17 protein-coding genes are annotated in these 13,933 nt (G+C 30.7%); all 17 read left to right on the top strand.

The features are described from left to right. Positions 1–23 precede the first annotated feature (23 nt). Positions 24–1,076: a GTPase ObgE gene (gene obgE, locus FBF11_RS00475; protein ID WP_002871915.1), complete on the top strand. Its 1,053-nt coding sequence runs from the start codon at positions 24–26 to the stop codon at positions 1,074–1,076. Positions 1,077–1,180: 104 nt separating this feature from the next. Further along, positions 1,181–1,936, top strand: a complete 756-nt coding sequence (gene proB / locus FBF11_RS00480; RefSeq protein ID WP_002851769.1) for a glutamate 5-kinase — start codon at positions 1,181–1,183, stop codon at positions 1,934–1,936. Positions 1,937–2,009: 73 nt separating this feature from the next. Next, positions 2,010–2,927 (top strand): methionyl-tRNA formyltransferase, encoded by a 918-nt coding sequence (fmt, locus tag FBF11_RS00485; RefSeq protein WP_002851657.1) that lies wholly within the window; start codon positions 2,010–2,012, stop codon positions 2,925–2,927. After that, positions 2,890–3,543 carry a biotin--[acetyl-CoA-carboxylase] ligase gene (locus FBF11_RS00490; RefSeq protein WP_057097009.1) on the top strand — a complete coding sequence of 218 codons (654 nt, stop codon included), beginning with the start codon at positions 2,890–2,892 and terminating at the stop codon, positions 3,541–3,543. Before fmt ends, FBF11_RS00490 begins: the two co-directional genes overlap by 38 nt. Beyond that, on the top strand, positions 3,540–4,325 hold the full coding sequence (locus FBF11_RS00495; protein ID WP_002851697.1) for an AAA family ATPase: 786 nt from the start codon (positions 3,540–3,542) through the stop codon (positions 4,323–4,325). Before FBF11_RS00490 ends, FBF11_RS00495 begins: the two co-directional genes overlap by 4 nt. A gap of 5 nt (positions 4,326–4,330) precedes the next feature. Continuing rightward, positions 4,331–5,167, top strand: a complete 837-nt coding sequence (locus FBF11_RS00500; protein ID WP_002851919.1) for a ParB/RepB/Spo0J family partition protein — start codon at positions 4,331–4,333, stop codon at positions 5,165–5,167. A 60-nt stretch (positions 5,168–5,227) separates the two neighbouring features. Continuing rightward, positions 5,228–5,653, top strand: a complete 426-nt coding sequence (locus FBF11_RS00505; RefSeq protein WP_002851812.1) for a FoF1 ATP synthase subunit B' — start codon at positions 5,228–5,230, stop codon at positions 5,651–5,653. A gap of 10 nt (positions 5,654–5,663) precedes the next feature. Next, on the top strand, positions 5,664–6,176 hold the full coding sequence (locus FBF11_RS00510; protein ID WP_002851681.1) for a F0F1 ATP synthase subunit B: 513 nt from the start codon (positions 5,664–5,666) through the stop codon (positions 6,174–6,176). Between the two features lie 2 nt (positions 6,177–6,178). Continuing rightward, complete coding sequence (locus FBF11_RS00515) at positions 6,179–6,700, top strand: F0F1 ATP synthase subunit delta (protein ID WP_002851861.1); 522 nt, start codon at positions 6,179–6,181, stop codon at positions 6,698–6,700. Between the two features lie 13 nt (positions 6,701–6,713). Then, positions 6,714–8,219 carry a F0F1 ATP synthase subunit alpha gene (gene atpA, locus FBF11_RS00520; RefSeq protein WP_002851836.1) on the top strand — a complete coding sequence of 502 codons (1,506 nt, stop codon included), beginning with the start codon at positions 6,714–6,716 and terminating at the stop codon, positions 8,217–8,219. A gap of 8 nt (positions 8,220–8,227) precedes the next feature. Continuing rightward, positions 8,228–9,112: an ATP synthase F1 subunit gamma gene (gene atpG, locus FBF11_RS00525; RefSeq protein WP_002851834.1), complete on the top strand. Its 885-nt coding sequence runs from the start codon at positions 8,228–8,230 to the stop codon at positions 9,110–9,112. Between the two features lie 25 nt (positions 9,113–9,137). After that, entirely contained in the window at positions 9,138–10,535 is a 1,398-nt protein-coding gene (gene atpD / locus FBF11_RS00530) for a F0F1 ATP synthase subunit beta (protein WP_002852005.1), read from the top strand. A gap of 3 nt (positions 10,536–10,538) precedes the next feature. Next, positions 10,539–10,928, top strand: coding sequence for an ATP synthase F1 subunit epsilon (atpC, locus tag FBF11_RS00535; RefSeq protein ID WP_002851752.1), 390 nt, complete (start codon positions 10,539–10,541; stop codon positions 10,926–10,928). Beyond that, positions 10,928–11,482: a MotA/TolQ/ExbB proton channel family protein gene (locus FBF11_RS00540; RefSeq protein ID WP_002854361.1), complete on the top strand. Its 555-nt coding sequence runs from the start codon at positions 10,928–10,930 to the stop codon at positions 11,480–11,482. The genes atpC and FBF11_RS00540 overlap by 1 nt, the downstream gene beginning before the upstream one ends. 8 nt (positions 11,483–11,490) lie before the next feature. Then, a complete protein-coding gene (locus FBF11_RS00545) occupies positions 11,491–11,880 on the top strand; it encodes an ExbD/TolR family protein (protein ID WP_002858790.1) in 390 nt (129 codons plus the stop codon). Positions 11,881–11,882: 2 nt separating this feature from the next. Further along, positions 11,883–12,662: a TonB C-terminal domain-containing protein gene (locus FBF11_RS00550; protein ID WP_002859784.1), complete on the top strand. Its 780-nt coding sequence runs from the start codon at positions 11,883–11,885 to the stop codon at positions 12,660–12,662. A gap of 9 nt (positions 12,663–12,671) precedes the next feature. Further along, positions 12,672–13,880, top strand: coding sequence for a Tol-Pal system protein TolB (gene tolB / locus FBF11_RS00555; protein ID WP_002858647.1), 1,209 nt, complete (start codon positions 12,672–12,674; stop codon positions 13,878–13,880). Positions 13,881–13,933 lie beyond the last annotated feature (53 nt).

Consider the following 13,933-nt stretch of genomic DNA (forward strand, 5'->3'; position numbering starts at 1 on the left):
ATTTAAAGTCAAAGGCAATTTAAATGTTTATTGATAGTGTTAAAATTACTTTAGCTTCAGGCGATGGTGGCAAAGGTGCTGTAAGTTTTCGCCGTGAAAAACATGTTCCACTTGGTGGCCCTGATGGAGGAGATGGTGGAAATGGTGGTGATATTATTTTCGTATGTGATAATAATACCCACACTCTTGTAAATTTCAAAGGCAAAAGAGAATTACGCGCGCAAAATGGTGCTGGTGGAATGGGACGCAATAAAAATGGCAAAAAGGGTGAAAATTTAGAACTTATAGTGCCCGAAGGAACGCAAGTTATCGATGCACAAACCAATGAAATTTTACTTGATCTTACCAAAGAAGGACAAAGAGAGCTTTTTTTAAAAGGTGGAAAAGGTGGACTTGGCAATACCCATTTTAAACACGCCACCAATCAACGCCCCGATTACGCACAACCTGGTATAAAAGGAGAAAGTCGCTTAGTCAGACTTGAACTTAAACTTATTGCCGATGTAGGGCTTGTGGGCTTTCCAAATGTGGGAAAATCTACTCTTATAAGCGTTGTTTCAAATGCAAAACCTGAAATTGCAAATTATGAATTTACCACCCTTACTCCAAAACTTGGACTTGTAGATGTAAATGAGTATAATTCCTTTGTTATGGCTGATATTCCAGGGATTATCGAAGGAGCAAGTGGGGGTAAAGGCTTAGGACTTGCCTTTTTAAAGCACATAGAAAGAACGAGCTTTTTACTTTTCGTGCTAGATCCTATGAGGCAAATGCCTTTAAAAGAACAATTTATAGTACTAAGAAAAGAACTTGAAAAATTTTCCAATGAACTTTTTGGGCGTAAATTTGGCATCATGATTTCAAAAAGTGATAGTGTTCGTTTAGGAGAGGAATTTGCTGAGCAAATTGCTTTAAACATTAATGAGTTAGACAATTATCTCAAAGAAATAAATAATCCACAAAGCTTTTTAATCAAAGTCTCAAGCCTTGAAAAAACAGGACTTAAAGAACTTAAATTCATGCTTTTAGAAGAAATTAAAACTTTAAGAAATAACAAAAAAATTTTAACAATCTAGGAAGTGTTTTATATTAAAAATTTCAAACACTCCCTATTTTTTCAAAAATAACTAGTTTATATGAAATTTTGGCTAAAATTATAAAAATTTTTCAAGGAATAAGCATGAAAAGAATAGTTGTTAAAGTGGGTTCTCATGTGATTAGCGAAGAAAACACTTTAAGTTTTGAGCGTCTTAAAAATTTAGTCGCATTTTTAGCTAAACTCATGGAAAAATATGAAGTAATTTTAGTAACCTCGGCGGCTATTTCGGCAGGACACACCAAACTAGATATCGATAGAAAAAACCTTATTAATAAACAAGTTTTAGCTGCTATTGGACAACCTTTTTTAATCAGTGTTTATAACGAGCTTTTAGCCAAATTTAACAAACTAGGCGGACAAATTTTACTTACAGGCAAGGATTTTGACTCTAGAAAAGCTACTAAACACGCAAAAAATGCTATCGATATGATGATAAATTTAGGAATTTTGCCTATTATCAATGAAAATGACGCTACAGCTATAGAAGAAATTGTCTTTGGTGATAATGATAGTTTAAGTGCTTATGCTACGCATTTTTTTGATGCGGATTTGCTTGTGATTTTAAGCGATATTGATGGATTTTACGATAAAAATCCTAGTGAATTTAGTGATGCAAAGCGTTTAGAAAAAATCACTCATATTAAAGAAGAATGGCTACAAGCAACCATAAAAACAGGTAGTGAGCACGGAACAGGTGGTATAGTAACCAAACTTAAGGCAGCTAAATTTTTACTTGAACACAATAAAAAAATGTTTTTAGCAAGTGGCTTTGATTTAAGTGTGGCAAAGACATTTTTATTAGAAGATAAACAAATAGGTGGAACTTTGTTTGAGTGATTAATTTATTAAATTCTCTTTTAAAATCAAATAAGCTATAATTAAAACTTTTAATTTCACACAAAGCGAAAAAATGAAAAAAATTATTTTTATGGGCACTCCATCTTACGCAACTTGTATTTTAAAAGCACTAGTAGAAAATGAAAATTTTAAACTCGTAGCACTTTTTACTCAGCCTGATAAAGCCGTAGGTAGAAAGCAAATTTTAACTCCAAGTGATACTAAGGCTTTTTTAAGTCAAAATTATCCTAGTATTCCTATTTTTACTCCAAGTTCTTTAAAAGATAAAAATATTATAAGAGAGATTAAGGATTTAAATCCTGATTTTATCGTGGTTGCTGCCTATGGAAAAATTTTACCTAAAGCCATTTTGGATTTAGCGCCTTGTGTGAATTTGCACGCTTCTTTACTTCCAAAATACCGTGGTGCCAGTCCGATCCAAAGTGCGATTTTAAACAAAGATGAAAAAAGTGGAGTTTGCACCATGCTCATGGAAGAAGGGCTTGACACAGGTGCTATACTTGAAAGCTTAGAATGTGATATAAAAGATAAAAATTCAAGTGAAGTTTTTGAACTTTTAGCAAATTTGGCCGCTAAGATCATCCTCTCTACTCTTTTAAATTTCGATAAAATCACCCCTAAAAAACAAGAGGAAAGTCTAGCAACACTTTGTAGAAAAATCAAAAAAGAAGATGGGCTTATAAATTTGCAAAATGCAAGAGAACTTTATCAAAAATATCTAGCTTTCACCCCTTGGCCTGGAGTTTTCTTGGAAAATGGACTTAAATTCTTAGAACTTGAACTTGTGGATGAATTAAAACAAAATGCTAAGATGGGTGAAATTTTAGAATTAGAAAAAGAAAGTTTTTTGCTTGCTTGCAAACAAGGAGTTTTGCGTATTAAAAAACTTCAAGAAAGTGGAAAAAAAGCTCTTGATGGTAGGACTTATTTAAATGGAAAAAGGCTTAAAAGTGAAGATAGTTTGTGTTGAAAGTATAGACTCAACTCATCTTTTTTTATGCAAGCAAATACGCAATGGAAAGATTGATGAAAATTTTGCTATTTATGCTTTAGAACAAATAAATGGAGTTGGAAGTAGGGAAAATTCTTGGCAGAGCTCTAAAGGAAATTTACATCTTTCTTTCTGTATTAAAGAAGAAGACTTGCCAAAAGATTTACCTTTAGCTTCTGTGAGTATTTATTTTGCTTATTTACTTAAAGAAGTTTTACAAGAAAAAGGTTCTAAAATTTGGCTTAAATGGCCTAACGATCTATATTTAGATGATAAAAAAGCTGGAGGGGTTATAAGTGCTAAAATTTCAAATTTTATCATAGGCGGTATGGGTTTAAATCTGAAATTTGCACCCCAAAATACAGTTTTATGCGATATAGAAATTTCGCTTAAAGATTTAGTGAGTGAGTTTTTGCAAAAAGTAGAAAAAAAAATTTTATGGAAGAATATTTTTAGCAAGTATATGTTAGAATTCGAAAAATCAAGAAAATTTAGCGTCCATCATGAAGGTAAAGTTTTTTCACTTGAAAATTCTTTTTTGTATGAAGATGGTTCAATTTTACTAGGCGATAAAAGGGTGTATAGTTTAAGATGAGCGAAATTATTACAATAGCAAATCAAAAAGGTGGAGTAGGAAAGACTACAACAGCAGTAAATTTAGCCGCTTCTTTGGCTGTGGCTGAAAAAAAAGTACTTTTGATTGATGTTGATCCGCAAGCTAATGCGACTACAGGACTTGGTTTTAATCGTAATAATTATGAGTATAATATTTACCATGTTTTTATAGGAAGAAAAAAGCTTTCAGATATTATTTTAAAAACAGAATTGCCACAACTTCATTTAGCTCCTTCAAATATAGGTCTTGTAGGTATAGAACAAGAGCTTGCTAAAGGTGAAAATAATGAGAAAAAAATGCTGCTTAAAAATCAAATTCAAGAAGTGATTGATGAGTATGATTTTATTATTATTGATTCTCCGCCTGCTCTTGGAAGTATTACTATAAATGCTTTTGCAGCAAGTGATAGTGTAATTATCCCTATACAGTGTGAATTTTATGCGCTCGAGGGTGTAGCTATGGTTTTAAATACAATTAAAATTATCAAAAAAACTATTAATTCTAAACTCAGGGTTCGTGGATTTTTACCGACAATGTATAGCTCTCAAAATAATCTTTCTAAAGATGTTGTAGATGATTTGAAACAAAATTTTAAAAAACAACTTTTTACTATTAATGGAAACGAAGATGACTTTATTGTGATCCCTCGCAATGTAAAACTTGCAGAAAGTCCAAGTTTTGGAAAGCCTATAATTCTTTATGATATTAAATCACCAGGTTCTGTTGCTTATCAAAATTTGGCGTATTCTATATTAGGATAATTATAATGGGGTTAAATAAAGATAGGGGTTTAAGTAGTTTAATCAGTGATATGGATACTGTTTATAGTAAAGAATTGGGTTTTGATAAAAATCAAAGCACTATGATAGAAATTGATCAAATTTCACCCAATCCATTTCAGCCAAGAAAGAATTTTGATCAAGAAGCTTTAGATGAACTTGCTAATTCTATCAAAGAATTTGGACTTATTCAGCCTATTATTGTATTTAAAAAAAATAATAAATTTATTTTAATTGCTGGGGAACGTCGCTTAAGAGCAGTGAAAGCATTAGGAAAAAAAGAAATTCTAGCTTTTATTGCTGATATTGATGAGAATAAGCTTAGAGAATTGGCTCTTATTGAAAATATACAAAGAGAGAATTTAAACCCTATTGAGCTTGCTAATTCTTATAAGGATTTAATGCAAGTTCATAAAATTACTCAAGAGAATTTAGCAGAACTTATTCATAAGTCTCGTACTCAAATAACAAATACTTTAAGACTTCTGAATTTAGATATTAGAACTCAAGAGTTGATTGCTTCTGGAAAAATTTCTCAGGGTCATGCTAAAGTTTTGGTTGGTTTAGATCAAAAAGATGAAAAAATGTTGGTTGATAGCATAATAGGTCAAAAACTTAATGTTAGAGATACTGAAAAAATAGTTAAAAAAATAAAAAATAATGAAAGCTTACCTAATCAAGAATTTGAAGATGAAATAAAAAAATTAAAACAAATACTAAATCGCTTTGGATTTGACTGCAAAAATAAAAATAATGATTTTGTAATTCATTTAGAAAATATTGATAAAATTAAAAAATTAATCAAAATGCTTGAAAAGCTTTAACCAAAATCTTAGCTTTTTTATGGTAAAATAGTCCTTCAAAAATTCTAACCAAGGAGAATTATGTTTGAAGATATGCATCCTTCCATAATGCTTGCTACTATGGCTATTTTTTTAGCTATGATAGTTATTTTAAATAGTATGCTGTATAAGCCGCTTTTAAAATTTATGGATGAAAGAAATGATTCTATAAAAAATGATGAGAATAAAGTAAAAGAAAATTCTCAAGAAGTTTTAGGTGTGAATGATGAATTAGAAGCTATTCATATTAACACTAGAGAAGAAATTCAAAAAATTAAACAAAGTGCTATAGCTGCTGCTAAAGAAGAGGCAGAGCAAATTCTTAGAAGCAAGAAAGAAGAATTAGAAAGAAAAATGGCCAGTTTTTATGCAGATTTAGCCGTTCAAAAAAAAGAGTTGCAAGAACATTTAAACATACATTTATCTGAGCTTAAGCAAGCTTTGCAAAATAACATAAAGAAAATTTAAGAGGAGAGAAATGAGTAAGTTATTCTTTATTATATTTTTGCTACCTTTGTATGCTTTTGGTGCATCAAACGGTAGTGGAGAATATGATATTATTCCAAGGACTATTAATTTTCTAATTTTTGTAGCTATATTGTATTATTTTGTTGCAACTCCATTTAAAAATTTTTACAAAAACCGTATTGTAAAAATTTCTTCTAAACTTGATGAAATTCAAAAAAAACTTTTAGAAAGTAAAGCTAAGAAATTAGACACGATGAAAAAACTTGAAGAAGCTAAGGCAAGTGCTGCTGCCGCTTTAATTACAGCAAAAAAAGAAGCTGAAATTTTAGTTCAAAATATTAAGAAAGAGACTCAAGATGAGTTAGATTTACTTCAAAAACATTTTGAGGAACAAAAAGATTATGAATTTAGAAAAATGGAAAAAGAATTAGTATCAAATACTTTAAATGAAATTTTTTCTGATCCAAATATGACATTAAAACAGAGTGAAATAATAGAACTTATGATGAAGAAGGTATCTTAAATATGGAAAATATAATTGCAAGAAGATATGCAAAAGCGATAGCTTCAAGAGCTGATATAAATGATTTTTATCAGAATTTGTGTATTTTAAATTCTGCTTTTGTTTTGCCAAAATTTAAAAATATTATAGAATCTAATGAGATTAAAAAAGAAAGAAAAATGGAATTTCTTGATTCTTTTTTTGATATTAAAAATTCTAGTTTTCAAAATTTTTTAAGACTTTTGATTGAAAATTCAAGATTAGAATGCATTCCTCAAATAGTTAAAGAACTTGAAAGACAAAAAGCTTTTAAAGAAAATATTTTTGTTGGTATTGTATATTCTAAAGAAAAATTAAGTCAAGAAAATCTTAAAGATCTTGAAGTCAAACTTAACAAAAAATTTGATGCAAATATTAAACTAAATAATAAAATCAGTCAAGATGATAGTGTTAAAATAGAATTAGAAGAATTAGGTTATGAACTTTCTTTTTCTATGAAAGCTCTTCAAAATAAGCTAAACGAATATATATTGAAAATTATCTAAGGAGAAAAAGTAAATGAAATTTAAAGCTGATGAGATCAGTTCAATAATCAAAGAAAGAATTGAAAATTTTGATTTAAATCTTGAAATTGAAGAAACAGGAAAGATTATTTCTGTAGCTGATGGTGTTGCTAAGGTATATGGACTTAAGAATATTATGGCTGGAGAAATGGTAGAATTTGAAAATGGTGATAAAGGAATGGCCTTAAACCTTGAAGAGTCGAGTGTAGGTATTGTTATACTTGGAAAAGGAGAAGGTTTAAAAGAAGGTGCTTCTGTAAAAAGACTTAAGAAATTACTTAAAGTTCCAGTAGGTGAGGCTTTGATTGGCCGTGTTGTAAATGCTTTAGGTGAGCCAATTGATGCTAAAGGTGTGATCAATGCTAATGAATATCGTTTTGTTGAAGAAAAAGCAAAAGGTATTATGGCGAGAAAAAGTGTTCATGAGCCTTTACATACAGGAATTAAAGCTATTGATGCGCTTGTGCCAATTGGTCGTGGTCAAAGAGAGCTTATCATAGGTGATAGACAAACAGGTAAAACTACTGTTGCTGTTGATACTATTATATCTCAAAGAGGTCAAGGAGTTATCTGTATATATGTTGCAATTGGTCAAAAGCAAAGTACAGTGGCACAAGTGGTTAAAAGACTAGAAGAACATGGTGCTATGGAATATACTATTGTTGTAAATGCCGGTGCTTCAGATCCTGCGGCTTTACAGTACTTAGCTCCATATACTGGTGTAACCATGGGTGAATTTTTTAGAGACAACGCAAAACATGCTTTAATTGTTTATGATGATTTGAGCAAGCATGCTGTAGCTTATCGCGAAATGTCTTTGATTTTACGTCGTCCTCCAGGTCGTGAAGCTTATCCAGGTGATGTTTTTTACCTTCATTCAAGATTGCTTGAAAGAGCAAGCAAGCTAAATGATGAATTAGGTGCTGGTTCTTTGACGGCATTGCCGATAATTGAAACACAAGCAGGAGATGTTTCTGCTTATATTCCAACTAATGTTATTTCAATTACAGATGGACAAATTTTCTTAGAAACTGATTTATTTAACTCAGGAATTCGTCCTGCAATTAATGTTGGTTTATCAGTATCTCGTGTAGGTGGGGCTGCTCAAATTAAAGCTACAAAACAAGTTTCAGGCACATTAAGACTTGACCTTGCTCAATATAGAGAGCTTCAAGCTTTTGCACAATTTGCTAGTGATTTAGATGAGGCAAGTAGAAAACAACTTGAACGTGGACAAAGAATGGTTGAACTTTTAAAACAACCACCTTATTCTCCGCTTAGCGTTGAAAAACAAGTAGTTTTAATTTTTGCAGGAACCAAAGGTTTCTTAGATGATATTGCTGTTTCTAGAATTAAGGAATTTGAAGATGGAATTTATCCTTTTATTGAGGCAAAACATCCAGATATTTTTGAGCAAATTCGCTCTAAAAAAGCTTTAGATTCTGATTTGGAAGAAAAACTAGCTAAAGCCATTAATGAGTTTAAAGCAAATCATTTATAAGGTCTTTTATGTCTAATTTAAAAGAAATTAAAAGAAAAATTAAAAGTGTTCATAACACTCAAAAGACTACAAATGCTATGAAGCTAGTTTCTACTGCTAAGTTAAAAAAAGCAGAAGAAGCAGCTAAAAGATCAAAAATTTATGCACAAAAAATCGATGAAATTTTGAGTGAAATTTCATTTCAGATCAATAAAATTGTTCACAATGAAGATGATGTGCGTTTATCTTTGTTTCATAAAAAAGAACAAATTAAAACCGTAGATTTAATATTTATCACTGCAGATAAAGGCTTATGCGGTGGTTTTAATATTAAGACTTTAAAAACAGTAAGTGAAATGCTAAAAGAATATGAAGCAAAAAATATTAATATTCGTCTTAGAGCTATAGGTAAAACTGGGATTGAATATTTTAATTTTCAAAAAATAGAATTGTTAGAGAAATATTTCCATCTTAGTTCTAGTCCTGATTATGAGAAAGCATGTGAAGTAATTCATGCTGCTGTAGATGATTTTTTAAATGGAAATACAGATGAAGTGATTTTAGTTCATAATGGTTATAAAAATATGATTACCCAAGAACTTAAAATTAATCATCTTATTCCAGTTGAGCCAAAGAGTATTGAACAGACTCATAATTCTCTTTTAGAGCTTGAACCGGAAGGAACTGAGCTTTTAAAAGATTTAATGAAAACGTATTTTGAGTATAATATGTATTATGCGTTAATCGATTCTTTGGCGGCAGAGCATAGCGCAAGAATGCAAGCTATGGATAATGCAACTAATAACGCAAAGGCAAGAGTGAAACAACTAAATTTAGCTTATAACAAAGCAAGACAAGAATCCATTACTACTGAGCTTATAGAGATTATCAGTGGTGTTGAATCAATGAAATAGTAAAATTTTAAGGAGAAGATAAATAATGCAAGGATTTATTTCACAGGTATTAGGTCCGGTTGTTGATGTAGATTTTAACGACTATTTGCCTCAAATTAATGAAGCAATTGTTGTAAATTTTGAAAGCGAAGGAAAAAAACATAAACTTGTTTTAGAAGTAGCAGCTCATTTAGGAGATAATAGAGTTAGAACTATTGCTATGGATATGACAGATGGTTTGGTAAGGGGCTTAAAAGCTGAGGCTTTAGGTGCTCCCATTAGTGTTCCTGTTGGTGAGAAAGTTTTAGGAAGAATTTTCAATGTTACTGGAGATTTGATCGATGAAGGTGAAGAAATTTCTTTTGATAAAAAATGGGCAATTCATAGAGATCCACCAGCTTTTGAAGATCAAAGCACAAAAAGTGAGATTTTTGAAACAGGGATTAAAGTTGTAGATTTACTTGCTCCTTATGCAAAAGGTGGTAAAGTAGGTCTTTTTGGTGGTGCAGGTGTTGGTAAAACTGTTATTATTATGGAGCTTATTCACAATGTTGCATTTAAGCATAGCGGCTATTCTGTATTTGCAGGTGTGGGTGAGAGAACTCGTGAAGGAAATGACCTTTATAATGAAATGAAAGAAAGTAATGTTTTAGACAAAGTTGCTCTATGTTATGGACAAATGAATGAACCACCAGGGGCAAGAAATCGTATTGCTTTAACAGGTTTAACAATGGCTGAGTATTTTAGAGATGAAATGGGTCTTGATGTGCTTATGTTTATTGATAATATCTTTAGATTTTCACAATCAGGTTCTGAAATGTCAGCACTTTTAGGAAGAATTCCATCAGCTGTGGGTTATCAACCAACCTTAGCAAGTGAAATGGGTAAATTCCAAGAAAGAATTACTTCAACTAAAAAAGGCTCAATCACTTCAGTTCAAGCTGTTTACGTTCCAGCTGATGACTTAACAGACCCAGCTCCAGCAACTGTTTTTGCTCACTTAGATGCTACAACGGTTTTAAATAGAGCTATTGCTGAAAAGGGTATTTATCCTGCAGTTGACCCACTTGACTCAACTTCAAGAATGCTTGACCCAAATATCATTGGAGAAGAACATTATAAAGTTGCTCGTGGTGTTCAATCAGTGCTTCAAAAATACAAAGATTTACAAGATATCATCGCCATTTTAGGTATGGATGAGCTTAGCGAAGAGGATAAACTTGTAGTTGAAAGAGCAAGAAAGATTGAAAAATTCTTATCACAACCATTTTTCGTTGCAGAAGTTTTCACAGGTAGCCCAGGAAAATATATAAGCCTTGAAGATACAATAGCAGGATTTAAGGGAATTTTAGAAGGTAAATATGATCATTTACCAGAAAATGCTTTCTATATGGTTGGAAATATAGATGAAGCTATTGCAAAAGCGGATAAATTAAAAGGTTAATTTATGAACGATTTGATTAATTTCGAGATAGTTACGCCTTTGGGTGTAATCTATCAAGGAGAAGTAAAATCTGTTACTTTACCGGGTAGTGAAGGAGAATTTGGCGTGCTTAAAGGACATGCTGCTTTGGTTTCTTCTTTAAAATCTGGAGTAATTGATATTGAAAAAGCTGATTTAAACCATGAATTAATTGCTATTGATGCTGGACATGCAAAGGTAGATGAAGATAAGATTTGCGTGTTAGCAAAGGGTGCGGTTTGGGTTTGTGGAAGTGATGAAAGTGAGATTGAAAAAAATCTTGCTCAAGCAAAAGATTTGATTAAATCTATGAGTTCTGATAATGCAGCTTTAGCAGCAACTTTTTCAAAACTTGATAATGCAAGGATGCATTAATGAATTTTGAAGCTATATTTCATTTTTTCAATAGTTCAAGTATTATTACTTATATAGTTTTATTATGGCTTTCTTTATATTTTATTTTAGCATTTAGTATTTTGTTTGCTAGATTGACTTATTTGGCTACATGGAGAAATAAAGAAAAAGAAAGTTTAGAAACTTTGCTCTTGGGTGAGAAGGATTTAAGTCGTACTGATTCGATTTTAAGAAAATGTAATGATACAACTTCAAATCATTTAGAAATCTATAAAAATTTAGCAAGTCGCCGCGCTTCTGCTGGACTTACTTGGCTTAGTATTATTGCTTCAACTTCACCTTTTATAGGTCTTTTTGGGACAGTTATTTCTATACTTGAAACTTTTGGTGGGCTTGGAACTCAAAATTCTTTAAGTATCATAGCTCCTAAAATCAGCGAGGCTTTAGTTGCTACAGGTTGTGGTATTTTAGTAGCAATTCCTGCTTATACATTTCATCTCATCATTAAAAGAAAAGCTTTTGAACTTTTAAGCATTATTGATAGCGAGATTAAAGTTATAAGTTCGAGTAAATAAGGTTAAAAATGCCATTTGATGATGAAAAACCTGAACTTAATATCACACCTTTAGTAGATATTATGCTTGTATTGCTTGCGATTTTAATGGTAACAGCTCCAAGCATTACTTATGAAGAAAAAATTAATCTTCCACAAGGTAGTCAAAAAAATACCAGCACTCCAACTGTTAAGAGTTTAATTATTAGTATTAATGCAAAGAAAGAAATTTTTTTAAATCAAGAAAAATACGATTTTATAAGTTTTGCTGACAATCTTGCTCAAAGAAAAGCACAATTTAATACCGAAGATCCGGTTTTTATACGCGCTGATAAAAGCTTAAAATATGACGATGTTATTTCAGTCTTAAGAAGTGTAAAAAATTTAGGATTTAATAAAGTTGCTTTACAGACTGAATAATCATGAAAAATTATGGTTTGAGTAATTTAAATTCGTTTTTACTTGCTTTAGCAATATATATTAGTATAGTAATTCTTGTTTTTTTTAGACTTGTAAGCGAGGTTGAACCTGCTATACAATATACTGATATAAAAGATAGTTTTGTAGATATTGAACTTGCTGAACCATCAAAACAAGTTATTACTCAAAGCAACACTCCTAAAGAAATACAAAAACCAACAGAGCAAATTGATATAGAAAAGCTTTTTGCTCAGACTACAAATAAAACAGTTAAAACTGAAGATATTGACCAAAAGGCAAGTAATTTTAATGAGCTTTTTGGAAATATTAAAGAAATACAAGAAGAAAAGACTACAAAAATTCAATCAAGTGCTAAATCAGGAATTTCTAGTGCCCCAAAACCTCAAGCTTCTGAACTTGTAAAACAACTTAATGATAGTTTACTTCAAGAAGAAAGTTCAACGCAAGGCGAAAGCACAAAGGCGCAAAAGATTGGAATTTATGATGAATTTTTAGGGAAAGTTGTGCGTATTATCACTCAAAGATGGACTCAGTATTATCCAAATAGTGAAAAAATTTCTGTTAAGGTAAAAATTTTTATTGATGAAAATGGAAAATTTGGCTATACTTCAGTTGAAAAAAGTGGGAATCCTTTATATGATGCTAAAGTGGCTGAATTTTTAGAAAGTCAAAAAGGTAAATTTATTACTTATCCTCCGCAAAATAAAAATATAAGCATTACCATGAATTTAAGAGATGAAGTAAAAGTTAAAAATGATTAGGAGAAAAAAATGAAAAAAATTGTAGCAATTTTTTTAGTCTTTTTAGGAAGTCTTTGGGCAGAAGATCCAGTGATTGATGTTGTTAATTCTGGTGTAGTTTTACCAAAGATTATTGTTAAAGACAATTCAAATTTAAGTGATGAGAATTTAAAGAAAAGCTTTTATAATATCATTGTGAACGATTTGAAAGTAAGTTCAAACTTTGAAGTTGTTGCTAATGCAACTGAGACAAGTAATTATATTTTTGAATACACTTTAAATAAAAATGGTAACACTTTGAGTTTAAATGTAAAAATAAAAGCTGGCGGTTCTGATAAGTCAGAGCAAACTTATACTTTAAATGGTTTAGAGCAATATCCATTTTTGGCACATAAAAGTGTCAAAGCTTCTGTAAATGCGTTAGGACTTGCACCTGTTGATTGGATGGATCATAAAATTTTGATCGCGAGAAATTCTAGCTCTAAAAAAAGTCAAATTATTATGGCTGATTATACTTTAACTTATCAAAAAGTTATTGTTGATGGTGGACTTAATTTATTTCCAAAATGGGGAAATAAAGAACAAACTCTATTTTATTATACAGCTTATGATCATGATAAGCCAACTTTATACCGTTATGATTTAAATACCAATAAAGCTAGTAAAATTTTATCAAGTGGCGGTATGGTTGTAGCAAGTGATGTGAATGTAGATGGAAGTAAACTACTTGTTACCATGGCTCCAAAAGATCAGCCTGATGTTTATTTATATGACTTAAATACCAAAAATCTAACACAATTAACTAATTATTCTGGTATTGATGTTAATGGAAATTTTATTGGCTCAGATGATAGTAAAGTGGTATTTGTAAGCGATCGTTTAGGATATCCTAATATTTTTATGCAAGATTTAAATAGCAATAGTGCTGAACAAGTTGTTTTTCATGGTAGAAACAATTCGGCTGTTTCGACTTATAAAGATTTTTTGGTTTATTCAAGTCGTGAACCAAATCAAGCAGGTGTTTTTAATATTTATTTGATGTCAATTAATAGTGATTATATTCGTCAACTTACAGCAAATGGAAAAAATTTATTTCCAAGATTTTCTAGTGATGGTGGAAGTATAGTATTTATCAAATATTTAGGTGCGCAAAGTGCTTTGGGTGTTATTCGTGTAAATGCAAATAAGACTTTTTATTTTCCTCTTAGGGTTGGAAAAATTCAATCAATTGATTGGTAAAAATTTCAATTTTAGGTTAAAATTAATTAAAAATTAGATATAATAATAAGAAT

It is taken from the genome of Campylobacter sp. CFSAN093224 (assembly GCF_012897395.1).
GTDB classification, from domain to species: Bacteria; Campylobacterota; Campylobacteria; order Campylobacterales; family Campylobacteraceae; genus Campylobacter_D; species Campylobacter_D jejuni.

Excerpts from the sequence above, each read along its gene's own strand:
- FBF11_RS00545 (WP_002858790.1), top strand. The coding sequence starts at position 11,491 with ATGCCATTTGATGATGAAAAACCTGAACTTAATATCACACCTTTAGTA.
- proB (WP_002851769.1), top strand. The coding sequence starts at position 1,181 with ATGAAAAGAATAGTTGTTAAAGTGGGTTCTCATGTGATTAGCGAAGAA.
- FBF11_RS00515 (WP_002851861.1), top strand. The coding sequence starts at position 6,179 with ATGGAAAATATAATTGCAAGAAGATATGCAAAAGCGATAGCTTCAAGA.
- atpC (WP_002851752.1), top strand. The coding sequence starts at position 10,539 with ATGAACGATTTGATTAATTTCGAGATAGTTACGCCTTTGGGTGTAATC.
- FBF11_RS00505 (WP_002851812.1), top strand. The coding sequence starts at position 5,228 with ATGTTTGAAGATATGCATCCTTCCATAATGCTTGCTACTATGGCTATT.
- atpG (WP_002851834.1), top strand. The coding sequence starts at position 8,228 with ATGTCTAATTTAAAAGAAATTAAAAGAAAAATTAAAAGTGTTCATAAC.
- FBF11_RS00510 (WP_002851681.1), top strand. The coding sequence starts at position 5,664 with ATGAGTAAGTTATTCTTTATTATATTTTTGCTACCTTTGTATGCTTTT.
- FBF11_RS00495 (WP_002851697.1), top strand. The coding sequence starts at position 3,540 with ATGAGCGAAATTATTACAATAGCAAATCAAAAAGGTGGAGTAGGAAAG.
- FBF11_RS00500 (WP_002851919.1), top strand. The coding sequence starts at position 4,331 with ATGGGGTTAAATAAAGATAGGGGTTTAAGTAGTTTAATCAGTGATATG.
- tolB (WP_002858647.1), top strand. The coding sequence starts at position 12,672 with ATGAAAAAAATTGTAGCAATTTTTTTAGTCTTTTTAGGAAGTCTTTGG.
- FBF11_RS00490 (WP_057097009.1), top strand. The coding sequence starts at position 2,890 with ATGGAAAAAGGCTTAAAAGTGAAGATAGTTTGTGTTGAAAGTATAGAC.
- FBF11_RS00550 (WP_002859784.1), top strand. The coding sequence starts at position 11,883 with ATGAAAAATTATGGTTTGAGTAATTTAAATTCGTTTTTACTTGCTTTA.
- FBF11_RS00540 (WP_002854361.1), top strand. The coding sequence starts at position 10,928 with ATGAATTTTGAAGCTATATTTCATTTTTTCAATAGTTCAAGTATTATT.
- fmt (WP_002851657.1), top strand. The coding sequence starts at position 2,010 with ATGAAAAAAATTATTTTTATGGGCACTCCATCTTACGCAACTTGTATT.
- obgE (WP_002871915.1), top strand. The coding sequence starts at position 24 with ATGTTTATTGATAGTGTTAAAATTACTTTAGCTTCAGGCGATGGTGGC.
- atpA (WP_002851836.1), top strand. The coding sequence starts at position 6,714 with ATGAAATTTAAAGCTGATGAGATCAGTTCAATAATCAAAGAAAGAATT.
- atpD (WP_002852005.1), top strand. The coding sequence starts at position 9,138 with ATGCAAGGATTTATTTCACAGGTATTAGGTCCGGTTGTTGATGTAGAT.